We start from the raw sequence: 22,351 nt of genomic DNA on the forward strand, positions 1-22,351 counted from the left end.
ATGTTACGTATTGCCGATAAAGTCTTTGATTCGCATTTGTTTACCGGAACCGGGAAATTCGCCTCGCCGCAGCTGATGGTGGATGCCATTCGTGAAAGCGGCAGCCAACTGGTAACGCTGGCACTGAAGCGCGTGGATCTGCGTCATCACAGTGATGCTATTCTGGCACCGCTGCTGGAAGCGGGCGTCATGCTGCTGCCAAACACCTCCGGTGCCAAAACCGCTGAAGAGGCAATTTTCGCCGCCCGACTGGCACGTGAAGCCCTCGGTACGCACTGGCTGAAGCTGGAAATTCACCCGGATGCACGCTGGCTGCTGCCTGACCCAATCGAAACCCTGAAAGCCGCGGAAAAGCTGGTGCAACAAGGGTTTACCGTGCTGCCCTACTGCGGTGCCGACCCCGTCCTGTGTAAACGTCTGGAGGAAGTTGGCTGCGCGGCCGTCATGCCGCTGGGCGCACCTATTGGCTCTAATCAGGGGCTGGAGACCCGCGCGATGCTGGAAATTATCATCGAACAGGCCACCGTGCCGGTGGTGGTTGACGCTGGCATCGGCGTACCAAGCCATGCCGCCCAAGCTCTGGAAATGGGTGCTGACGCGGTGCTGGTGAACACGGCGATTGCCGTCGCTGACGATCCGGTGATGATGGCGCGCGCCTTCCGCCTGGCGGTGGACGCAGGTTTACTGGCGCGGCAGTCTGGCCCCGGCTCGCGCAGTTTTCAGGCGCAGGCCACCAGCCCGCTGACCGGGTTTCTGGAGACACTCTCATGACCACATTTACCGATCGCTGGCGGCAGCTTAACTGGGACGATATTCGCCTGCGCATCAACGGCAAAACGCATGCTGACGTGGAGCGGGCGTTAAATGCCCGTCATCCGTCCCGCGAAGACATGATGGCCCTGCTCTCCCCGGCGGCCAGCGCATACCTGGAACCGATGGCACAGCGCGCACAGCGTCTCACACGCCAGCGCTTTGGCAACACGGTGAGCTTTTACGTCCCGCTCTATCTTTCAAACCTGTGCGCCAATGACTGTACCTACTGCGGCTTTTCCATGAGCAACCGCATCAAGCGCAAAACGCTGGACGAAAACGAAATCGCGCGCGAGTGTGCAGCCATTCGGGAGATGGGCTTCGAGCATCTCCTGCTGGTAACGGGTGAGCATCAGGGCAAGGTCGGGATGGACTACTTCCGCCAGCACCTGCCCGCCATTCGCCGTGAATTTTCCTCGTTACAGATGGAAGTGCAGCCTCTGTCACAGGACGAATACGCAGAGCTAAAAACCCTCGGGCTCGATGGCGTTATGGTCTATCAGGAGACGTATCACGAGGCGACGTACGCCCGTCACCATCTGAAGGGTAATAAACAGGATTTCGTGTTTCGGCTGGAAACGCCGGACAGGCTGGGCCGGGCCGGTATCGACAAAATTGGTCTTGGTGCCCTGACAGGCTTGTCTGACAGCTGGCGAGTGGATTGCTATATGGTGGCAGAGCATCTGCTATGGCTGCAGCAACACTACTGGCAGAGCCGCTACTCGATCTCCTTTCCACGGTTGCGCCCGTGTACGGGGGGAGTTGAACCTGCTTCGCTGATGGATGAAAGGCAACTGGTGCAAACCATCTGCGCGTTTCGTCTGTTCGCGCCAGAGGTCGAATTATCGCTCTCAACGCGTGAATCACCCGCGTTCCGCGATCGGGTGATCCCGCTGGCGATAAACAACGTCAGCGCCTTTTCCAAAACACAACCAGGCGGCTACGCCGACAACCATCCGGAGCTGGAGCAGTTTGCCCCGCATGACGATCGACGCCCGGAAGCGGTTGCAGAAGCCCTGACAGCGCAAGGGCTACAACCCGTCTGGAAAGACTGGGATAGCTGGCTGGGAAGAGCCTCGCAATTACGCTGAAACACAATGTAAAGCAACGGAAAGGTTACGAAGCGGCTCGTAAGACATTAACCGGGTGATTGTCGGCTGACGCCCGGTTTTTTTATGCTAAAAGGGTCAGCAACGGAAGCTGACCAGGGCGAAAAGTTTCTTCCTCGTTTCGCCCTGCCTTCACGCTTCAGGCCGGTTTCAACAGCCCTGACGCTCTTCGATACAAAATTGTAACCGGTTTCAGTAAATTGCCGATTTCTTTGTGATGCCTGACACACAATCGCGGTAAAGCGGTTGTTGAAGCGGTCTGCACGGGATAATTATCAATAAACACATGTAGATCGAGGCTGACTATGAAGAACATCGTTTTATGCTGTGCAGCGGGAATGTCAACCAGCATGCTGGTTCAACGTATGAAAGATGCCGCGCAGAAAAAAGGGGTCGAAGTAACCATTAAAGCCGTTCCGGTCGCGGAGTTTAAAGACAACATCGCGACGGCCGACATCGTATTACTGGGGCCACAGGTTAAATACGAACAGGCAAAACTTCAGGCGCAGGCCGACCCGCTAGGCAAGAAAGTCGCGGTAATCGATATGATGGATTACGGCATGATGAAAGGTGATGCCGTACTGGAAAAAGCGCTCAAGCTGCTGGAGTCATAATGGAAGACTTAGAAACAACGATCATGGAACTGTTGGTCAACGCAGGTGCGGCGCGTAGTGCGGCCCTGACGGCGTTACAGATGGCACGCAAAGGTGACTTTGACGAAGCTGAAAAAGCGATGGAAGAGTCGCGCGAATATGTGAAGCATGCGCATACGATTCAGACTCAACTCATCGGGCTTGATGAAGGAACCGGGAAGCTGCCGGTAAACCTGATTACCGTTCACTCTCAGGACCACCTGATGAACGCGATGGTTATCCAGGATCTGGCGGGCGATATGATTGAGCTTTATCGTCGTTTGCCGCTGATTAACTGAATAAATCCTGGTGGCGCTACGCTTACCAGGCCTACAAAACAGCATAAAAAAACCCGCCGAGGCGGGTTTTTTATTGTCGGGTGGCGCTACGCTTACCCGACCTACGAGGCACATGCCCGGTAATGTTTATTACCGGGCATCAACGATTACTCGTTGTCGGAACCGCCCAGACCTGCGTTCAGCAGTTCTGCCAGGCTCGCGGAGGCATCTTCAGCAGTTACCTGCGGTGCTGCTGGCAGTTCGCCCGCAGCACGACGACGCATACGATCCTGGTGGTACGCATAACCGGTACCCGCCGGGATCAGACGACCCACGATAACGTTCTCTTTCAGACCGCGCAGTTCATCACGTTTACCTGCAACAGCCGCTTCGGTCAGGACACGCGTGGTTTCCTGGAACGATGCTGCAGAGATGAAGGACTCGGTTGCCAGAGACGCTTTGGTGATACCCAGCAGGTCACGTGCGAAGGTCGCACTGACTTTGCCATTCGCTTCCAGCTCGCGGTTAGCGATCTTGACGCGTGAGTATTCAACCTGCTCGCCTTCCAGGAAGTCGGAGCTGCCCGCGTTTTCGATGGTTGCTTTACGCAGCATCTGACGAACGATAACTTCGATGTGTTTATCGTTAATCTTAACGCCCTGCAGACGGTATACGTCCTGTACTTCGTTAACGATGTAACGGGTAACAGCATGCACACCACGCAGACGCAGGATGTCGTGCGGCGCTTCTGGACCATCGGAAACCACGTCACCACGTTCTACACGTTCACCTTCGAACACGTTGAGCTGACGCCACTTAGGAATCATCTCTTCGTACGGCTCGCTGCCATCTACAGGCGTGATCACCAGACGGCGCTTACCTTTGGTCTCTTTACCGAAGGAGATGATACCGCTGATTTCAGCCAGGATTGCCGGCTCTTTCGGACGACGTGCTTCGAACAGGTCCGCAACGCGTGGCAGACCACCGGTGATGTCCTTGGTACCGCCGGATTCCTGAGGAATACGCGCCAGGGTGTCACCAGAGCTGATCTGTACGCCATCTTCCAGCTGTACAATCGCTTTACCTGGCAGGAAGTACTGCGCAGGCATATCAGTACCAGGGATCAGAACGTCGTTACCCTGAGCATCAACGATTTTCAGTGCAGGACGCAGATCTTTACCACCGGTAGTACGTTCAGCAGAATCCAGAACCACCAGAGAAGACAGACCGGTCAGCTCGTCGGTCTGACGAGTAATGGTCTGGCCGTCAATCATGTCAGTGAAGCGGATGAAACCACTTACTTCGGTGATAACCGGCATGGTGTGTGGGTCCCAGTTTGCAACGGTTTCACCGCCGGCAACCTGCTCGCCATCACCTTTCGCCATAACCGCACCGTAAGGCACTTTATAGCTCTCTTTGGTACGACCGAATTCGTCGATCAGCTTCAGCTCGGTGTTACGGGAGGTCACAACCAGCTTGCCTGCGGAGTTAACAACAGACTTCGCGTTGCTGAGCTTGATGCTACCTTTGTTTTTCACCTGGATGCTGGATTCAGCAGCCGCACGAGATGCCGCACCACCGATGTGGAACGTACGCATCGTCAGCTGTGTACCCGGCTCACCGATGGACTGTGCCGCGATAACGCCGATGGCTTCACCTTTATTGATGATGTGGCCACGCGCCAGGTCACGACCGTAGCAGTGTGCACATACACCAAAGTCGGTGTCACAGGATACAACGGAACGCACTTTCACTGAGTCAACAGAGTTCGCTTCCAGCAGGTCACACCACTGTTCGTGCAGCAGCGTGTTGCGTGGAACCAGAATGTCTGCCGTACCCGGCTTCAGAATATCTTCCGCAGTTACACGACCCAGAACGCGATCGCGCAGTGGCTCTTTAACATCACCGCCCTCGATAACCGGGGTCATGGTGATACCTTCGAGGGTGCCACAATCGTCTTCGGTGACGACCAGATCCTGCGCAACGTCAACCAGACGACGTGTCAGATAACCGGAGTTCGCCGTTTTCAGTGCGGTATCCGCCAGACCTTTACGCGCACCGTGCGTGGAGATGAAGTACTGGAGTACGTTCAGACCTTCACGGAAGTTCGCGGTGATTGGCGTTTCGATGATGGAGCCATCTGGCTTCGCCATCAGACCACGCATACCTGCCAGCTGACGAATCTGTGCTGCGGAACCACGCGCACCGGAGTCGGCCATCATGTAGATGCTGTTGAAGGAAACCTGCTGCTCTTCAACGCCGTCACGGTTAATCACGGTTTCGGTCTGCAGGTTATCCATCATCGCTTTGGATACACGATCGTTCGCCGCTGCCCAGATATCGATAACTTTGTTATAGCGTTCGCCTGCGGTGACCAGACCAGACTGGAACTGCTCCTGGATCTCAGCAACTTCAGCTTCCGCTTCAGAGATGATCTCGTGTTTCTTCTCCGGGATGACCATGTCATCGATACCAACAGATGCACCTGAACGCGCTGCATAAGCAAAGCCGGTGTACATTGTCTGGTCAGCGAAGATAACGGTCGGCTTCAGGCCCAGAATGCGGTAACAGGTGTTCAGCATTTTGGAGATAGCCTTCTTGCCCAGCGCCTGGTTGACGATGGAGAAAGGCAGACCTTTCGGTACGATCATCCACAGAATGGCACGGCCAACGGTCGTGTCTTTCAGGCTGGTTTTCGCAACGAATTCGCCGTTTTCATCTTTTTCGTATTCGGTGATACGCACTTTAACGCGCGCATGCAGAGAGGCCAGGCCAGCGCGGTAAATACGCTCAGCTTCTTTAGGGCCAGTCAGCACCATGCCTTCGCCTTTGGCGTTAACACAGTCACGGGTCATGTAGTACAGACCCAATACAACGTCCTGAGAAGGAACGATGATTGGTTCACCGTTCGCTGGAGACAGGATGTTGTTGGTAGACATCATCAGCGCACGTGCTTCGAGCTGGGCTTCCAGCGTCAGCGGTACGTGAACAGCCATCTGGTCACCATCGAAGTCGGCGTTATAGGCCGCACAAACCAGCGGGTGCAGCTGGATAGCTTTACCTTCGATCAGGACTGGCTCAAATGCCTGGATACCCAAACGGTGCAGGGTTGGTGCACGGTTCAGCAGTACCGGGTGTTCGCGGATCACTTCGTCCAGGATATCCCAAACGACAGCTTCTTCACGCTCAACCATTTTCTTCGCGGCTTTGATGGTGGTGGCGAGTCCTCGCAGCTCCAGCTTGCCGTAGATGAACGGTTTGAACAGCTCCAGTGCCATTTTCTTCGGCAGACCGCACTGATGCAGACGCAGGTAAGGACCTACGGTGATTACAGAACGACCGGAGTAGTCAACACGCTTACCGAGCAGGTTCTGACGGAAACGACCCTGCTTACCTTTGATCATGTCGGCCAAAGATTTCAGAGGACGTTTGTTAGAACCGGTGATCGCACGACCGCGACGACCGTTATCCAGCAGGGCATCTACCGCTTCCTGCAGCATACGTTTTTCGTTGCGTACAATGATGTCCGGCGCAGCCAGATCCAGCAGACGTTTCAGACGGTTGTTACGGTTGATAACGCGACGATACAGATCGTTCAGATCCGACGTTGCGAAACGACCACCATCCAGTGGAACCAGCGGACGCAGATCTGGCGGCAGAACCGGCAGAACGGTCAGGATCATCCACTCTGGTTTGTTACCAGACTGAACGAACGCTTCCAGCAGTTTGATACGCTTGGTCAGCTTTTTACGCTTGGTTTCGGAGTTGGTTTCGTTCAGCTCTTCGCGCAGCGTTTCGCACTCTTGCTCCAGATCCATGCTCTTCAGCAGGGCCTGGATAGCTTCCGCACCCATTTTCGCGTCGAATTCGTCACCGAACTCTTCCAGCGCGTCCAGATACTGTTCTTCGGTCAGGATCTGGTTACGTTCCAGGTTCGTCATCCCGCCTTCGATCACAACATAAGATTCGAAGTACAGAACACGTTCGATATCGCGCAGCGGCATATCCAGCAGCAGACCGATACGGGACGGCAGAGATTTCAGGAACCAGATGTGAGCAGTCGGAGACGCCAGCTCGATGTGGCCCATACGCTCACGGCGTACTTTGGTTTGGGTCACTTCAACGCCGCACTTCTCACAGATCACACCGCGGTGTTTCAGGCGCTTGTACTTACCGCACAGGCACTCGTAGTCTTTTACTGGCCCGAAAATACGCGCACAGAAAAGGCCGTCACGCTCAGGTTTGAACGTACGGTAGTTGATGGTTTCCGGCTTTTTAACTTCACCAAAAGACCATGAACGGATCATGTCTGGCGAAGCCAGAGCAATCTTGATCGCATCAAACTCTTCGGTTTTAGTCTGCGCTTTCAGAAACTTTAATAAATCTTTCACGGATTTGCTCCCGTCGGAGTTAGCACAATCTGGTGTCGGGGGTTAACCCGACACCAGTGACCTGTTTGAGCGAGAATTACTCGTCTTCCAGTTCGATGTTGATACCCAGCGAACGAATCTCTTTCAACAGTACGTTGAAGGATTCTGGCATGCCCGGTTCCATCTGATGGTTGCCGTCCACGATGTTTTTATACATCTTGGTACGACCGTTGACGTCATCAGACTTAACGGTGAGCATTTCCTGCAGGGTGTATGCTGCGCCGTATGCTTCCAGCGCCCACACTTCCATCTCCCCGAAGCGCTGACCACCGAACTGAGCCTTACCACCCAGCGGCTGCTGAGTAACCAGGCTGTAAGAACCGGTAGAACGAGCGTGCATCTTGTCGTCGACCAGGTGGTTCAGTTTCAGCATGTACATGTAACCTACGGTTACCGGACGTTCGAACTGTTCACCGGTACGGCCGTCAAACAGCGTAATCTGACCAGACGTTGGCAGACCACCCAGTTGCAGCAGCTCTTTAATTTCAGCTTCTTTTGCACCGTCGAATACCGGCGTTGCAATTGGCATACCTTTGCGCAGGTTCTCTGCCAGACGCAGCACTTCTTCATCGCTGAAGGTGTTCAGGTCGACTTTCTGACGAACGTCGGTACCCAGATCGTAGGCACGCTGGATGAATTCGCGCAGTTTCGCGACTTCCTGCTGCTGTTTCAGCATGGCGTTGATCTTATCGCCGATACCTTTCGCAGCCATACCCAGGTGGGTTTCCAGGATCTGACCGATGTTCATACGAGACGGTACGCCCAGTGGGTTCAGTACGATATCTACCGGCGTACCGTTAGCATCGTGCGGCATATCTTCGATCGGGTTGATCTTAGAGATAACACCCTTGTTACCGTGACGACCTGCCATCTTATCACCAGGCTGGATCTGACGTTTAACAGCCAGATACACCTTAACAATCTTCAGCACGCCTGGTGCCAGATCGTCGCCCTGAGTGATTTTGCGGCGTTTCGCTTCGAGTTTTTTCTCGAACTCGTGTTTCAGTTCGTCATACTGCTCAGCCAGCTGTTCCAGCTGATTTTGTTTCTCTTCGTCGGTCAGGCCCAGTTCCAGCCAGCGATCGCGTGGCAGTTTGTCGAGCTTCTCAGCTTCAACGCCACCGGCAACCAGCACCGCATAAATACGGCTGAACAGACCTGCTTCGAGGATCTGCAGTTCTTCAGACAGGTCTTTCTTCGCCTGTTTGAGCTGCATCTCTTCGATTTCCAGCGCACGCTTATCTTTCTCAACGCCATCACGAGTGAAGACCTGAACGTCGATAACCGTACCGGAAACACCGTTTGGTACGCGCAGAGAAGAGTCTTTAACGTCAGACGCTTTCTCACCGAAGATTGCACGCAGCAGCTTCTCTTCTGGCGTCAGCTGGGTTTCACCTTTCGGCGTTACCTTACCAACCAGAATGTCACCGCCGGTCACTTCCGCACCGATGTAAACAATACCGGATTCATCCAGTTTGGAGAGCGCAGCTTCACCCACGTTAGGGATGTCGGCAGTGATCTCTTCTGGCCCCAGCTTGGTGTCACGGGACACACATGCCAGTTCCTGAATATGGATGGTGGTGAAACGATCTTCCTGAACCACACGCTCAGAGACGAGGATGGAGTCTTCGAAGTTGTAACCGTTCCACGGCATGAACGCTACGCGCATGTTCTGACCGAGCGCCAGTTCACCGAGGTCGGTGGACGGACCGTCTGCCAGCACGTCGCCGCGCTCAACTGGCTCACCCAGAGATACACAAGGCATCTGGTTGATACAGGTGTTCTGGTTAGAACGGGTGTATTTGGTCAGGTTGTAGATGTCGATACCCGCTTCGCCTGGATACATCTCGTCTTCGTTAACTTTAATAACGATACGGGATGCGTCGACGTACTGAACGGTACCGCCACGCTTAGCCACTGCAGTAACACCGGAGTCAACGGCAACAGCACGTTCCATACCAGTACCAACCAGCGGCTTATCAGCACGCAGAGTTGGAACGGCCTGACGTTGCATGTTCGCACCCATCAATGCACGGTTGGCGTCATCGTGTTCCAGGAACGGGATCAGGGACGCACCGACGGAAACCACCTGCTGAGTGGATACGTCCATGTAGTCAACCTGGTCGCGGCTGAACAAGCTGGATTCGCCTTTGCTACGGCAGGTAACCAGATCTTCTACAAAGTGGCCTTCGTCATCCAGGTTGGAGTTCGCCTGAGCAATAACGTAGTTGCCTTCTTCGATAGCAGACAGGTAATGAATTTCGTCGGTTACAACACCGTCAGTCACTTTACGGTACGGGGTCTCAAGGAAACCGTATTCGTTCGTCTGTGCGTACACGGACAGGGAGTTGATCAGACCGATGTTCGGACCTTCAGGCGTTTCGATTGGACATACGCGACCGTAGTGGGTCGGGTGTACGTCTCGAACTTCGAAGCCTGCGCGTTCACGGGTCAGACCGCCTGGGCCGAGTGCAGAGATACGACGTTTGTGCGTAATCTCAGACAGCGGGTTGTTCTGGTCCATGAACTGAGACAGCTGGCTGGAACCGAAGAACTCTTTCACTGCTGCAGAAATCGGCTTGGCGTTGATCATATCCTGAGGCATCAGGGTATCCAGATCGCCCAGAGACAGACGCTCTTTCACCGCACGCTCTACACGCACCAGGCCAACGCGGAACTGGTTTTCCGCCATTTCGCCTACGGAACGGATACGACGGTTGCCGAGGTGGTCGATATCGTCCACTTCGCCTTTACCGTTACGGATATCGATGAGCTTCTTCATCACTTCGATGATGTCGTCTTTGCTCAGGATACCGGAACCTTCGATTTCATCGCGCAGCAGAGAACGGTTGAACTTCATACGACCCACAGCGGACAGATCGTAGCGGTCTTCGGAGAAGAACAGGTTCTCGAACAGGCTTTCAGCCGCTTCGCGAGTTGGTGGCTCACCAGGACGCATCATGCGGTAGATTTCAACCAGCGCACTCAGACGATCGGTCGTTGGGTCGACGCGGATAGTCTCAGAGATATAAGGACCGTGGTCCAGATCGTTGGTGAACAGCGTTTCGATACGTTTGTGGCCAGACTGGCTCAGCTTAGCCAGCAGATCCAGGCTCAGCTCCATGTTAGCCGGGCAGATCAGCTCGCCAGTTGATTCATCAACGTAATCTTTCGCGGCTACTTTTCCTGCAATGTATTCAACCGGAACTTCGATGTGTTTGATATCATCTTTTTCCAGTTGGCGGATGTGGCGCGCGGTGATACGGCGACCTTTTTCCACATACACTTTGCCGTCGGCTTCGATGTCGAACGACGCGGTCTCACCACGCAGACGTTCCGGCACCAGCTCCATCTGCAGCTTGTTGTCGCGGATTTCAAAGATCACTTTCTCAAAGAACAGGTCCAGGATCTGCTCAGTGGTATATTGCAGCGCACGCAGAATGATGGTTGCAGGCAGCTTACGACGACGGTCGATACGGACAAACAGGTTGTCTTTCGGATCGAACTCAAAGTCCAGCCAGGAACCACGGTAAGGAATGATGCGTGCGTTATACAGTACTTTACCGGAAGAGTGCGTTTTACCTTTATCGCTGTCGAAGAAGACACCAGGGCTACGATGCAGCTGGGAAACGATAACACGCTCAGTACCGTTGATAACGAAAGTACCGTTGTCTGTCATGAGTGGAATTTCACCCATGTAGACTTCTTGTTCTTTAATGTCTTTAACGGTGCCTTCCGGCGCTTCGCGCTCGTAGATCACCAGACGCAGTTTTACGCGCAGCGGTGCGGAATAGGTCACGCCACGGATCTGACATTCCTGAACGTCAAACACCGGTTCGCCAAGGCGGTAGCTGACGTACTGCAGCTCGGAGTTACCGCTGTAGCTCTGAATCGGGAACACGGAACGGAAGGCTGCTTCCAGGCCGTACTGCCCTTCAGGATCTTGCTCGATAAACTTCTGGAACGAGTCAAGCTGGATAGAAAGGAGATATGGAATGTCCAGAACTTGTGGACGTTTACCAAAATCCTTACGAATACGTTTTTTCTCGGTATAGGAGTAAACCATAGGGTTCCTCAGCTCGCTGACAAGTCGACCCATCTGTCCGACGAAGGGACAGTTTGTGCAACACCATTTTGTGGACCGGAAAATTGAATACTTTCCGCAATACCTGTTGCTATCACGCTTAAACCATTTCATTGCGATTTACACAGAGCGAGCACCCTGTCGCAGTATATTAAGTCGTCGATAGAAACAAGCATTGTCAGGACAATCAGCAGTCAAACAGTGTGAAATGCTACTGATGCCTTACAGCGCAAAAAGGCTGGTGACTAAAAAGTCACCAGCCATCAGCCTGATTACTCAGGCTGCAACCAGAAAAGTTGGCTTATTTAACTTCAACTTCAGCGCCAGCTTCTTCCAGAGATTTTTTCAGTGCTTCTGCGTCGTCTTTGCTCACGCCTTCTTTCAGCGCAGCTGGAGCAGATTCTACCAGGTCTTTAGCTTCTTTCAGACCCAGGCCAGTTGCGCCACGTACTGCTTTGATAACAGCAACTTTGTTAGCGCCAGCAGCTTTCAGAATTACGTCGAATTCAGTTTTTTCTTCAGCAGCTTCAGCCGGGCCCGCAGCTACAGCTACAGCAGCAGCAGCAGAAACACCGAATTTTTCTTCCATTGCAGAAACCAGCTCTACAACGTCCATTACGGACATAGCTGCTACTGCTTCAATGATTTGATCTTTAGTGATAGACATTTAAATTGTTCCTGAAAATCAGAATAAGTTTATACGTAAGCAAATGCTTTATAAAGATAACTGCGATTAAGCAGCTTCTTTTGCATCGCGTACAGCAGCCAGAGTGCGAACCAGTTTGCCAGCCGCAGCTTCTTTCATGGTTGCCATCAGGCGTGCAATTGCTTCTTCGTAGGTCGGCAGGGTTGCCAGGCGATCGATTTGCGATGCCGGGATCAACTCACCTTCAAAGGCTGCAGCTTTGACCTCAAATTTTGCATTCGCTTTCGCGAACTCTTTGAACAGACGAGCAGCAGCGCCCGGATGTTCCATAGAGTATGCAATCAGGGTCGGACCAACAAACGTGTCTTTCAGGCACTCGAACTGAGTACCTTCAACTACGCGGCGCAGCAGGGTGTTACGAACAACACGCATGTATACGCCAGCTTCACGACCTGCTTTACGCAGTTCAGTCATTTTGTCTACAGTAACGCCACGGGAATCCGCAACTACTGCAGACAGCGCGCCTTTGGCTACTTCGCTGACTTCAGCAACAATCGCTTGTTTGTCTTGAAGATTTAAAGCCATTAGCTTTGCTCCTGGATGTTTGCCGGAACTCATGTTCCGGAACTCACTTCACTCAACCCAACGGGAAGAGCGTCTTAATACGGTGAGCAGAAACAAGCCAGAGTATTAAAAATAATCTTAGCGTTCTGTCACCGTCTACGCAGGGGATTAAGTCTCTTGCGAAACACCTGCGGTCTTCGACGGAGGCCTGGATAGGCCAGGCTCCAACGAACAAATCTTTTAGCCGCTAACTTTCGTTAGCAAACGTGGGGGGTAAGATTGTAGACAAAATCACCGCCCACGTAAAGGCATTAGTTTGCAGCAGCGCTCAGGCCAGCCTGGTCAACTGCAACACCTGCACCCATGGTAGTGGAGATGCTAACTTTCTTGATGTACACGCCTTTCGCCTGAGTTGGTTTTGCTTTTTTCAGCGCAACCAGCAGAGCTTCCAGGTTTTCTTTCAGTTTGTCAGCGTCAAAGTCCACTTTACCGATGGTGGTGTGGATGATGCCGTTTTTGTCGTTACGATAACGAACCTGACCTGCTTTAGCGTTCTTAACCGCTTCAGCAACGTTAGGGGTTACAGTACCGACTTTCGGGTTTGGCATCAGGCCGCGTGGACCCAGAACCTGGCCCAGCTGGCCAACAACGCGCATTGCATCTGGAGAAGCAATAACAACGTCAAAGTTCATTTCGCCTTTCTTGATCTGATCAGCCAGATCTTCCATACCTACCAGTTCAGCGCCGGCAGCTTTAGCAGCTTCAGCGTTTGCACCCTGAGCAAATACAGCTACGCGAACGGAACGGCCAGTACCGTGTGGCAGTACAGTCGCGCCACGAACGTTCTGATCGGATTTACGAGCGTCGATGCCCAGGTTAACGGCAACGTCAACGCTTTCAACGAACTTAGCAGTTGCCAGTTCTTTCAGCAGAGCGATAGCTTCGTTGATGTCGTACTGTTTGGTCGCATCAACTTTGTCACGGATCACGGACATGCGCTTGGTCAGTTTAGCCATTTCTTAGTCCTCCACTACCAGGCCCATGGAACGTGCAGTACCTTCGATGGAGCGAGTCATCGCTTCAATGTCGGCACCAGTCATGTCGGCAGCTTTGGTCTGCGCGATTTCCTGCAGCTGAGCGCGGGAAATTTTACCCACTTTGTCTTTGTTCGGCTTACCGGAACCAGACTTGATACCCGCCGCTTTCTTCAGCAGAACAGCTGCTGGAGGGGTTTTGGTAACGAAAGTGAAAGAACGGTCAGCGTAAACAGTGATTACGACTGGGATTGGCAGACCTTTTTCCAGGGATTCAGTTTTTGCGTTGAACGCTTTACAGAATTCCATGATGTTCACACCCTGCTGACCCAGAGCTGGACCAACTGGTGGACTTGGGTTCGCCATACCAGCTGCAACCTGCAGCTTGACGTAGGCTTGTACTTTCTTAGCCATTCTAAAATCCTCTGATTGGGTAATAGCGCCTCAGGGAGGCTCCCCGTGAATAAAAATCGTTTTACGGGCCATAACCCATAAAAACAAAAGGCGCGAAATTGTATTCCAATCTCGCGCCTTGTGCAACGATTAAATCGTCGCTTTTTTGATCGCTGCTTAGGCTTTTTCGACCTGGGCAAAGTCCAGTTCTACCGGAGTCGCACGACCGAAGATAGAAACGGAAACTTTCAGGCGGGACTTCTCGTAGTCCACTTCTTCAACCACGCCGTTAAAGTCAGCAAACGGACCGTCATTAACACGAACCATTTCACCCGGTTCAAACAGCGTTTTAGGACGCGGCTTATCACCAACCTGCTGCAGGCGGTTCATGATCGCATCGACTTCTTTGTCGCTGATTGGTGCCGGACGGTCAGACGTGCCGCCGATAAAGCCCATTACGCGCGGTACGCTGCGCACCAGGTGCCAGCTCGCGTCGTTCATCACCATCTGAACCAGCACGTAACCTGGGAAGAATTTGCGCTCGCTTTTGCGACGCTGGCCGCCACGGATCTCAACCACTTCTTCGGTCGGAACCATAACTTCGCCAAATAACTCTTCCATGTTGTGTAATTTGATATGCTCACGCAGCGACGTAGCTACGCGGCCTTCAAAACCGGAAAACGCCTGAACGACGTACCAGCGCTTTTTAGGGGCTTCAGACATCTCAGAACCTCAGGCCAGTGATAAAGGATACCAGGCGAACCAGAATACCATCCAGTCCCCACAGGATCAGTGACATTACAGCGGTTACCGCCGCTACGATCAGCGTGGTGTGCAATGTTTCCTGGCGAGTCGGCCAAATGACCTTGCGGACTTCGGTACGCGCTTCGCGAGCGAAAGCGACAGTCGCTTTGCCTTTTGTCGTCAACAGCGCGACACCACCCGCTGCAGCAATCAGAATTACCACTGCAAGCGCGCGTAGCGGCAGCATCATGTCACGATAAAGATAGTTGCCGACAATCGCCACGATCAGCAGCACGGCTACAACTACCCATTTCATCGCTTCCAGGCCGCGCCCGCTCCCTTGAGCTTCGGTATTCGCACTCATAAACCAACCTGTCAGAAGTATTCTACAAACATTTTCACCCCGCGATTGCGAGGCAAACCAAATCGAAACGCTTAATCGCTTTTCGGATTATACGCTCTCTGCAGAGCCTGTCTCAGCAATGATTATGACAAAAATAATCACTGATGAGCCAGGTTCTGATGTGAAAGCGTGCAAAAAGGGCATCAAATGATGCCCTTTTATTGCGCATTGCGTCAAATGTTATCAGCGATTAGCCGAGAACTTTAGCAACAACGCCCGCGCCAACGGTACGGCCGCCTTCACGGATTGCGAAACGCAGACCGTCGTCCATCGCGATTGGGTGGATCAGAGTCACAACCATCTTGATGTTGTCGCCTGGCATTACCATCTCTACGCCTTCTGGCAGTTCGATGGTACCGGTCACGTCAGTTGTACGGAAGTAGAACTGTGGACGGTAGCCTTTGAAGAACGGAGTATGACGGCCGCCTTCGTCTTTGGACAGGATGTACACTTCAGATTCGAACTTGGTGTGTGGCTTGATTGAGCCTGGCTTCGCCAGTACCTGACCACGTTCGATTTCTTCACGTTTGATACCACGCAGCAGAACACCAACGTTCTCACCGGCACGGCCTTCGTCCAGCAGTTTGCGGAACATTTCAACGCCAGTACAGGTAGACTTCGCAGTCTCTTTGATACCAACGATTTCAACTTCTTCGCCAACTTTGATGATACCGCGCTCTACACGACCGGTAACAACGGTACCACGACCGGAGATGGAGAATACGTCTTCGATTGGCAGCAGGAATGGCTTGTCAATCGCACGCTCTGGTTCCGGGATGTAAGAATCCAGGTAGCCAGCCAGTTCGATGATTTTCGCTTCCCACTCTGCGTCGCCTTCCAGCGCTTTCAGTGCAGAACCACGAACGATTGGGGTGTCGTCGCCTGGGAAATCGTACTGAGACAGCAGTTCACGAACTTCCATCTCTACCAGTTCCAGCAGCTCTTCGTCATCAACCATGTCGCATTTGTTCAGGAACACGATGATGTAAGGAACGCCTACCTGACGACCCAGCAGGATGTGCTCACGGGTCTGAGGCATAGGGCCGTCAGTCGCAGCAACAACCAGGATCGCGCCGTCCATCTGCGCAGCACCGGTGATCATGTTTTTAACATAGTCGGCGTGGCCTGGGCAGTCTACGTGTGCGTAGTGGCGAGTCGGGGTGTCATATTCAACGTGAGAGGTGTTGATGGTGATACCACGAGCTTTTTCTTCTGGCGCGTTATCGATCTGGTCGAATGCACGAGCGGAACCACCGTAGGTTTTTGCCAGAACGGTAGTGATTGCAGCGGTCAGCGTTGTTTTACCATGGTCAACGTGGCCGATAGTACCGACGTTAACGTGCGGTTTTGTACGTTCAAACTTTTCTTTAGACATCGATTGTCCCTCTAAGACACGGATAAATCGGTGATATCACCACATCAACCAGGCGAAATGCCTGAACTGTTGAATACATTTACATTGAAACAGAGAGAAACGGGAGGGAGAAGTGAAGTGGTGCTGATACCCAGAGTCGAACTGGGGACCTCACCCTTACCAAGGGTGCGCTCTACCAACTGAGCCATATCAGCACGTATTGGAGCGGGCAGCGGGAATCGAACCCGCATCATCAGCTTGGAAGGCTGAGGTAATAGCCATTATACGATGCCCGCATCCTGAAACTCGGCTACCCAGTTCTTTCTGTAACAAAAAAAGAGATTTCTCTCTTTTTAAGTTCGAGCTGGTCGATTTTTTTAACCAGCTCCGGCGGCGCTTACGCTGCCAGAAAGTGGTGGTGGGGGAAGGATTCGAACCTTCGAAGTCTGTGACGGCAGATTTACAGTCTGCTCCCTTTGGCCGCTCGGGAACCCCACCGGACTTGATGGTGCCGACTACCGGAATCGAACTGGTGACCTACTGATTACAAGTCAGTTGCTCTACCTACTGAGCTAAGTCGGCATCAAGTAGCGCGCATTCTATGGAGACATGCGCGGTCATGCAACTAAAAAATTGCATAAAACGTTCTTTCGCTCACATTTTATGCGAAAGGAGTGCTGAACGCTGTAAATTCACTCATCTGCGGTCAAATATTCAGCATGAAAGTCCAATTTACACCGTATATACCGTAGCGTGATGACTCACGCGTAAAGCATCGCTTTCCCATATTTTTTCTTATTATTCCTGTCATCTGGTGTTAACCTCCTGCCCATTGTCCAAAATTAACTATGTGATGAGCCATGACCCGGCTGTATTGTGCTGGCTCACAGAAGCATGCTTATGAGCAAAAAAGAGCAAACGTTAATGACACCTTATCTTCAGTTTAACCGCAGCCAGTGGGCTGCCCTGCGTGACTCCGTCCCTATGACGCTGACGGAAGGTGAAATCGCGCGGTTGAAAGGGATAAATGAAGATTTGTCGCTAGAAGAGGTCGCAGAGATTTACTTACCGCTATCTCGCTTGCTTAACTTCTATATCAGCTCCAACCTGCGCCGCCAGGCGGTACTGGAGCAATTCCTCGGCACTAACGGCCAACGTATTCCTTATATCATCAGCATTGCGGGCAGCGTGGCGGTGGGCAAAAGCACCACCGCACGCGTATTGCAGGCATTGCTGAGCCGCTGGCCCGAGCACCGCAGCGTGGAGCTGATCACCACCGACGGCTTTTTGCATCCGAACGAAGTATTAAAAGAACGCGGTCTGATGAAGAAGAAGGGCTTCCCGCTCTCCTATGATATGCACCGCCTGGTGAAATTCGTCTCTGACCTGAAATCGGGTGCGCCTAACGTCACCGCGCCAGTTTATTCACACCTGATTTACGACCGCATCCCGGACGGCGACAAAACGGTTGTGCAGCCGGACATCCTGATCCTGGAAGGGTTAAACGTCCTGCAAAGCGGAATGGATTATCCTCACGACCCACATCACGTGTTTGTTTCCGACTTCGTCGATTTCTCTATATATGTTGATGCACCGGAAGATTTGCTGCAGAGCTGGTATATCAACCGCTTCCTGAAGTTCCGCGAAGGGGCCTTCACCGATCCTGACTCTTACTTCCACAACTACGCTCAGCTCTCTGAAGAAGAGGCAATCAACGTGGCAACGGGTCTGTGGAATGAGATCAACTACGTGAACCTGAAAGAGAACATTCTGCCGACGCGCGAGCGCGCGAGCCTGATCCTCACCAAGAGTGAAAAACACGCTGTCGACCAGATTCGTTTACGGAAATAACGGAGCAGACATAAAAAACCGGCTTAACGCCGGTTTTTTTGTTTATGCATGCGGCTTCTCGCCGTTTTCATCCTGATCGACCGCGAAGCAGGCCACCAGTTGCCCACCGTAATCCTTCAGCTGTGGCTGTAGCTGTGTACATGGACCAAAGCGACGACGGCAGCGGGCGTTGAACGCACAGCCCGGAGGCGGATTTAACGGGCTTGGCAGTTCACCGGTCAGCTTAATGCGCTCACGTCGATCGTCCGGATTCAGGCGCGGAGTTGCTGACAGCAGTGCCTGGGTATACGGATGGCGAGGGTTATTAAAGATCTGGTCCTTCGTCCCCTTCTCCACACAGCGCCCCAGATACATCACCATGACTTCATCGGCAATGTGCTCCACCACGGACAAGTCGTGCGAAATAAACACATACGACAGCCCCAGTTCCTGCTGCAGATCCATCATCAGGTTCAGCACCTGCGCACGCACGGAAACGTCGAGCGCCGAAACCGGTTCATCGGCAATCACCACGTCCGGGTCAAGCATCAGACCACGGGCGATGGCGATACGCTGACGCTGACCGCCGGAGAACATATGCGGGTAGCGATCGTAATGCTCGGTTTTCAGGCCGACTTTCGCCATCATCGCCAGCGCTTTTTCACGACGCTGTTCTTTGCTGAGATTACTGTTAATCAGCAGCGGCTCTTCCAGAATCTGCCCCACTTTTTTACGCGGGTTCAGGGAACCGTACGGGTTTTGGAACACAATCTGGATTTTCTGGCGACGCAGTTTCTGCGCCTGTGGATCGTGCTTGAGCAGATCCTGCCCCTGATAATAAAGCTCACCGCCCGTCGGAACTTCAATCATCGTCAGCAGACGTCCCAGCGTAGACTTCCCACAGCCAGATTCTCCCACCACTGCCAGCGTTTTACCGCGTTCGAGCGTAAAGGAGACGCCATCCAGCGCTTTGACCAGGCGTTCAGGGGCAAACAACCCCTTCTTCACCGGGTAGTGTTTTTTCAGGTCGATGGCCTGCAACAGCAGTTGTTGCGTGGCGGCCTGTTGCGTACTCATAGTGTTGGCCTCCCGGCATCATCGAGTGGGTAATGGCATTTCGACTGGCGACCGTCTGCCAGCAGGTTAAGCTCTGGCTCTTCCGCACGGCATTTATCCGTCGCATACGGGCAGCGCGGGTTAAGCAGACAGCCCTGCGGACGGTCATATTTACCCGGTACGACACCCGGCAGCGACGCCAGGCGCGCTTTATCCTGGGCGAACTCCGGCAGTGCGCGCAAAAGCGCCTGCGTATACGGATGACGCGGCGCGCGGAAGATATCGTGCGAACTGCCGGTCTCCACCACCTGCCCTGCATACATCACGATGATTTTATGTGCCGCTTCAGCCACCAGCGCCAGGTCGTGCGTAATCAGCACCAGCGCCATGTTCTCTTTCTGCTGCAGTTCCAGCAGTAACTCAATGATTTGCGCCTGGATAGTTACGTCCAGCGCCGTCGTCGGTTCATCCGCAATCAGCAGCTTCGGTCGACAGGCAATTGCCATCGCGATCATCACGCGCTGGCTCATCCCGCCTGACAACTGGTGCGGGTAAACGTCCAGACGCGAAGCCGGGTCAGGAATCCCCACCTGCGTCAGCAGATCGATAGCGCGCTGACGACGGGTTTTCTTGTTCCCGCCCTGGTGCACCTTAATCGCTTCCATAATCTGGAAGCCGACGGTGTAGCACGGGTTCAGGCTGGTCATCGGGTCCTGGAAGATCATCGCCACTTCCGCGCCCACCAGCTGGCGGCGCTGTTTTTCGGAAATGCGCTTCAGATCCTGCCCGTTAAATTCCAGGCTTTCCGCCATCACGCGGCCTGGATAATCAATCAGCCCCATAATCGCCAGAGAACTGACAGACTTACCGGAACCCGACTCCCCGACGATACCGACCACTTCACCCTGATTTACGCTGTAACTAATGCGGTCCACGGCGCGAAACGGTGTGCCTTCATCGCCGAAGTGCACCGATAATTTATCTACATTTAATAACGCCATCTCGTGCCTCTTACTGCTTCAGTTTGGGATCAAGTGCATCACGCAGACCATCACCCATCAGGTTAAATGCCAGCACCGTCAGCAGAATCGCCAGACCAGGGAAGGTGACGACCCACCAGGCGCTTTGCGCGAACTGCAACACGTCGGAGAGCATGGTGCCCCACTCCGGTGTTGGCGGCTGCGCACCCATGCCAAGGAAGCCAAGAGCGGCCATATCGAGAATGGCGTTAGAGAAACCGAGCGACGCCTGAACAATCAGCGGCGCAAGACAGTTGGGGAAAATGTTAACAAACATCTGACGCATCGCCCCGGCACCCGCCACGCGGGAAGCGGTAACGTAATCGCGGTTCACTTCCACCAGCACAGCGGCACGCGTTAAGCGCACGTAGTGAGGCAGTGCCACAAAGGTCAGTGCTAATGCCGCGTTACCGATCGACGGGCCGAAGATGGCCACCAGCACCAGTGCCAGAAGCAGGCTCGGCAGCGCCAGCATGATGTCGACAATACGCATGATGATGTTATCAACGATACCGCCGAAGTAGCCTGCCACCAGGCCGAGTACGATACCCATCACCAGCGACAACACCACCACCAGGCAACCGACCAGCAGCGACAGACGCGCGCCGTACATCAGACGCGACAGCACATCGCGGCCCACATCGTCCGTCCCCAGCAGGTGCGTCAGGCTACCGCCATCCTGCCAGGCAGGGGGCGCGAGCAGCGCATCGCGGAACTGATCTGCCGGGTTATACGGTGCCAGAAAGTTCGCAAACACCGCAATCAGGATCATGATGGAAACATACACCAGCCCTACTACCGCGCCTTTGTTACGCTTGAAGTAGTGCCAGAACTCCTGCAGCGGCGTCATAGGGACCGGTGCAGCGACCACTTTATTTTCAGAAACGTGTGACATGATGGCCCCTTACTTCTTATGACGAATACGCGGGTTCACCACGCCGTACAGCAAATCGACCAGCAGGTTGACGAGGATAATCATCGTCGCCACCAGCAGTACCCCGCCCTGCACCACCGGATAGTCACGGCGTTGCAGGGCATCAATCAGCCAGCGCCCCAGGCCCGGCCAGGAGAAGATGGTCTCGGTCAGAATCGCCCCCGCCAGCAGTGTCCCCACCTGCAGGCCGATAACGGTCACCACCGGCAGCATCGCGTTACGCAAAGCGTGAACGATGATGACGCGCATGCGGGTTAATCCTTTGGCGCGGGCGGTACGGATGTAATCTTCGCCCAGCACTTCCAGCATGGAAGAACGGGTCATACGCACGATAACCGCCAGAGGAATAGTGCCGAGCACCATCGCAGGCAGGATCATGTGCGCGACGGCATCAATAAAGTTGCCCTCTTCGCCCCAGATGGCCGTGTCGATCAGCATAAAGCCGGTTAACGGGTTGGTGTCGTCGAGGAAGACCATATCGCTGACACGCCCGGAGACCGGCGTCAGATTCCACTGCACCGACACCAGCATGATCAGCATCATGCCCCACCAGAAGATAGGCATGGAGTAACCGGTCAGCGCCAGGCCAACGGCCGTGTGGTCGAAAATAGAACCGCGCTTAACGGCGGCCAGTACGCCAACGGGAATACCCACCGCGGTCGCAAAAATCATGGCGCAGATGCCCAGTTCCAGCGTCGCTTTAAAACGCGGCACGAACTCGTCCCACACCGGAAGACGGCTTTTCAGTGAAAGCCCTAAGTCGCCGTGCATAACGCCCCAAATATAATGGAGGTACTGCTGCCACATCGGCTTATCCAGGCCGAGTTCAGCCAGCAGTTGCGCATGGCGTTCAGGGGAGATACCACGCTCGCCCGCCATAATCATTACCGGGTCGCCGGGGATCATATGGACGAAGGCAAAAGTGAGAAGGGTGATACCGATAAACGTGGGGATGACAAGTCCCAGACGTCGGAGGATGAACTGCAACATAACCCGGATTCTCTCTGATGACGCACGACAATGGCGTGACG

General features: G+C 53.7%; 18 protein-coding genes and 4 tRNA genes. 5 read left to right on the forward strand and 17 right to left on the reverse strand.

Annotation, left to right across the window (positions count from 1 at the left end):
• The 4 genes from thiG to ABGB15_RS20260 all read left to right on the forward strand — a co-directional run bounded on the left by thiG (position 1) and on the right by ABGB15_RS20260 (position 2,850).
• Entirely contained in the window at positions 1 to 771 is a 771-nt protein-coding gene (gene thiG / locus ABGB15_RS20245) for a thiazole synthase (protein ID WP_215723902.1), read from the forward strand.
• Positions 768 to 1,901, forward strand: a complete 1,134-nt coding sequence (gene thiH / locus ABGB15_RS20250; protein ID WP_215723903.1) for a 2-iminoacetate synthase ThiH — start codon at positions 768 to 770, stop codon at positions 1,899 to 1,901. The genes thiG and thiH overlap by 4 nt, the downstream gene beginning before the upstream one ends.
• 323 nt (positions 1,902 to 2,224) lie before the next feature.
• Entirely contained in the window at positions 2,225 to 2,533 is a 309-nt protein-coding gene (locus ABGB15_RS20255; RefSeq protein ID WP_010425948.1) for a PTS sugar transporter subunit IIB, read from the forward strand.
• The gene (locus tag ABGB15_RS20260; RefSeq protein WP_014168157.1) at positions 2,533 to 2,850 is read left to right on the forward strand and encodes a PTS lactose/cellobiose transporter subunit IIA; all 318 of its coding nucleotides are present in this window, start codon (positions 2,533 to 2,535) and stop codon (positions 2,848 to 2,850) included. The genes ABGB15_RS20255 and ABGB15_RS20260 overlap by 1 nt, the downstream gene beginning before the upstream one ends.
• Before the next feature lie 146 nt (positions 2,851 to 2,996).
• On the opposite strand, the gene rpoC is transcribed toward ABGB15_RS20260, so the two are convergent.
• From rpoC to ABGB15_RS20325, 13 genes are all read right to left on the reverse strand, one after another.
• Positions 2,997 to 7,220 carry a DNA-directed RNA polymerase subunit beta' gene (gene rpoC, locus ABGB15_RS20265; protein WP_152082998.1) on the reverse strand — a complete coding sequence of 1,408 codons (4,224 nt, stop codon included), beginning with the start codon at positions 7,218 to 7,220 and terminating at the stop codon, positions 2,997 to 2,999.
• A 76-nt stretch (positions 7,221 to 7,296) separates the two neighbouring features.
• Positions 7,297 to 11,325 (reverse strand): DNA-directed RNA polymerase subunit beta, encoded by a 4,029-nt coding sequence (rpoB, locus tag ABGB15_RS20270; protein WP_014882065.1) that lies wholly within the window; start codon positions 11,323 to 11,325, stop codon positions 7,297 to 7,299.
• A 319-nt stretch (positions 11,326 to 11,644) separates the two neighbouring features.
• Positions 11,645 to 12,010 carry a 50S ribosomal protein L7/L12 gene (rplL, locus tag ABGB15_RS20275; protein WP_002445276.1) on the reverse strand — a complete coding sequence of 122 codons (366 nt, stop codon included), beginning with the start codon at positions 12,008 to 12,010 and terminating at the stop codon, positions 11,645 to 11,647.
• Between the two features lie 66 nt (positions 12,011 to 12,076).
• Entirely contained in the window at positions 12,077 to 12,574 is a 498-nt protein-coding gene (gene rplJ / locus ABGB15_RS20280) for a 50S ribosomal protein L10 (protein ID WP_003862338.1), read from the reverse strand.
• A gap of 290 nt (positions 12,575 to 12,864) precedes the next feature.
• Positions 12,865 to 13,569: a 50S ribosomal protein L1 gene (gene rplA, locus ABGB15_RS20285; protein WP_006810530.1), complete on the reverse strand. Its 705-nt coding sequence runs from the start codon at positions 13,567 to 13,569 to the stop codon at positions 12,865 to 12,867.
• A gap of 3 nt (positions 13,570 to 13,572) precedes the next feature.
• Positions 13,573 to 14,001 (reverse strand): 50S ribosomal protein L11, encoded by a 429-nt coding sequence (rplK, locus tag ABGB15_RS20290; protein ID WP_008503452.1) that lies wholly within the window; start codon positions 13,999 to 14,001, stop codon positions 13,573 to 13,575.
• Positions 14,002 to 14,157: 156 nt separating this feature from the next.
• Positions 14,158 to 14,703 carry a transcription termination/antitermination protein NusG gene (gene nusG / locus ABGB15_RS20295; protein WP_003862341.1) on the reverse strand — a complete coding sequence of 182 codons (546 nt, stop codon included), beginning with the start codon at positions 14,701 to 14,703 and terminating at the stop codon, positions 14,158 to 14,160.
• A gap of 1 nt (position 14,704) precedes the next feature.
• Positions 14,705 to 15,088, reverse strand: a complete 384-nt coding sequence (gene secE / locus ABGB15_RS20300) for a preprotein translocase subunit SecE (protein WP_003862342.1) — start codon at positions 15,086 to 15,088, stop codon at positions 14,705 to 14,707.
• A gap of 229 nt (positions 15,089 to 15,317) precedes the next feature.
• The gene (gene tuf / locus ABGB15_RS20305) at positions 15,318 to 16,502 is read right to left on the reverse strand and encodes an elongation factor Tu (protein ID WP_013094997.1); all 1,185 of its coding nucleotides are present in this window, start codon (positions 16,500 to 16,502) and stop codon (positions 15,318 to 15,320) included.
• Between the two features lie 118 nt (positions 16,503 to 16,620).
• Positions 16,621 to 16,696, reverse strand: a tRNA-Thr gene (locus ABGB15_RS20310).
• Between the two features lie 6 nt (positions 16,697 to 16,702).
• Positions 16,703 to 16,777, reverse strand: a tRNA-Gly gene (locus ABGB15_RS20315).
• A gap of 117 nt (positions 16,778 to 16,894) precedes the next feature.
• A tRNA-Tyr gene (locus ABGB15_RS20320) sits at positions 16,895 to 16,979 on the reverse strand.
• Between the two features lie 8 nt (positions 16,980 to 16,987).
• Positions 16,988 to 17,063: transfer RNA gene (locus ABGB15_RS20325), tRNA-Thr, on the reverse strand.
• A 318-nt stretch (positions 17,064 to 17,381) separates the two neighbouring features.
• On the opposite strand from ABGB15_RS20325, the gene coaA reads away from it, so the two are divergent.
• Positions 17,382 to 18,332, forward strand: coding sequence for a type I pantothenate kinase (coaA, locus tag ABGB15_RS20330; RefSeq protein ID WP_152082997.1), 951 nt, complete (start codon positions 17,382 to 17,384; stop codon positions 18,330 to 18,332).
• A gap of 42 nt (positions 18,333 to 18,374) precedes the next feature.
• Here the strand turns inward: coaA and dppF are convergent, their stop codons facing one another.
• Genes dppF through dppB form a run of 4 tightly spaced genes read right to left on the reverse strand, consistent with a single transcriptional unit; the run spans position 18,375 to position 22,310 of the window.
• Complete coding sequence (gene dppF, locus ABGB15_RS20335) at positions 18,375 to 19,388, reverse strand: dipeptide ABC transporter ATP-binding subunit DppF (protein WP_152082996.1); 1,014 nt, start codon at positions 19,386 to 19,388, stop codon at positions 18,375 to 18,377.
• Positions 19,385 to 20,368, reverse strand: coding sequence for a dipeptide ABC transporter ATP-binding protein (gene dppD, locus ABGB15_RS20340; RefSeq protein ID WP_148421546.1), 984 nt, complete (start codon positions 20,366 to 20,368; stop codon positions 19,385 to 19,387). Before dppD ends, dppF begins: the two co-directional genes overlap by 4 nt.
• Before the next feature lie 10 nt (positions 20,369 to 20,378).
• Positions 20,379 to 21,281 carry a dipeptide ABC transporter permease DppC gene (gene dppC / locus ABGB15_RS20345; protein ID WP_152082995.1) on the reverse strand — a complete coding sequence of 301 codons (903 nt, stop codon included), beginning with the start codon at positions 21,279 to 21,281 and terminating at the stop codon, positions 20,379 to 20,381.
• A gap of 9 nt (positions 21,282 to 21,290) precedes the next feature.
• Positions 21,291 to 22,310 carry a dipeptide ABC transporter permease DppB gene (dppB, locus tag ABGB15_RS20350; protein ID WP_152082994.1) on the reverse strand — a complete coding sequence of 340 codons (1,020 nt, stop codon included), beginning with the start codon at positions 22,308 to 22,310 and terminating at the stop codon, positions 21,291 to 21,293.
• Between the last annotated feature and the right edge of the window lie 41 nt (positions 22,311 to 22,351).

The organism is Enterobacter sp. MALB-1 (genome assembly GCF_041021625.1).
Taxonomy (GTDB): Bacteria; Pseudomonadota; Gammaproteobacteria; order Enterobacterales; family Enterobacteriaceae; genus Enterobacter; species Enterobacter oligotrophicus.

Coding starts and splice junctions, on each gene's coding strand:
- rplJ (WP_003862338.1), bottom strand. CDS start 12,574: ATGGCTTTAAATCTTCAAGACAAACAAGCGATTGTTGCTGAAGTCAGC.
- ABGB15_RS20255 (WP_010425948.1), top strand. CDS start 2,225: ATGAAGAACATCGTTTTATGCTGTGCAGCGGGAATGTCAACCAGCATG.
- ABGB15_RS20260 (WP_014168157.1), top strand. CDS start 2,533: ATGGAAGACTTAGAAACAACGATCATGGAACTGTTGGTCAACGCAGGT.
- thiG (WP_215723902.1), top strand. CDS start 1: ATGTTACGTATTGCCGATAAAGTCTTTGATTCGCATTTGTTTACCGGA.
- dppD (WP_148421546.1), bottom strand. CDS start 20,368: ATGGCGTTATTAAATGTAGATAAATTATCGGTGCACTTCGGCGATGAA.
- nusG (WP_003862341.1), bottom strand. CDS start 14,703: ATGTCTGAAGCCCCTAAAAAGCGCTGGTACGTCGTTCAGGCGTTTTCC.
- coaA (WP_152082997.1), top strand. CDS start 17,382: ATGAGCAAAAAAGAGCAAACGTTAATGACACCTTATCTTCAGTTTAAC.
- tuf (WP_013094997.1), bottom strand. CDS start 16,502: ATGTCTAAAGAAAAGTTTGAACGTACAAAACCGCACGTTAACGTCGGT.
- rpoB (WP_014882065.1), bottom strand. CDS start 11,325: ATGGTTTACTCCTATACCGAGAAAAAACGTATTCGTAAGGATTTTGGT.
- dppB (WP_152082994.1), bottom strand. CDS start 22,310: ATGTTGCAGTTCATCCTCCGACGTCTGGGACTTGTCATCCCCACGTTT.
- rplL (WP_002445276.1), bottom strand. CDS start 12,010: ATGTCTATCACTAAAGATCAAATCATTGAAGCAGTAGCAGCTATGTCC.
- rplA (WP_006810530.1), bottom strand. CDS start 13,569: ATGGCTAAACTGACCAAGCGCATGTCCGTGATCCGTGACAAAGTTGAT.
- dppC (WP_152082995.1), bottom strand. CDS start 21,281: ATGTCACACGTTTCTGAAAATAAAGTGGTCGCTGCACCGGTCCCTATG.
- secE (WP_003862342.1), bottom strand. CDS start 15,088: ATGAGTGCGAATACCGAAGCTCAAGGGAGCGGGCGCGGCCTGGAAGCG.
- thiH (WP_215723903.1), top strand. CDS start 768: ATGACCACATTTACCGATCGCTGGCGGCAGCTTAACTGGGACGATATT.
- rplK (WP_008503452.1), bottom strand. CDS start 14,001: ATGGCTAAGAAAGTACAAGCCTACGTCAAGCTGCAGGTTGCAGCTGGT.
- dppF (WP_152082996.1), bottom strand. CDS start 19,388: ATGAGTACGCAACAGGCCGCCACGCAACAACTGCTGTTGCAGGCCATC.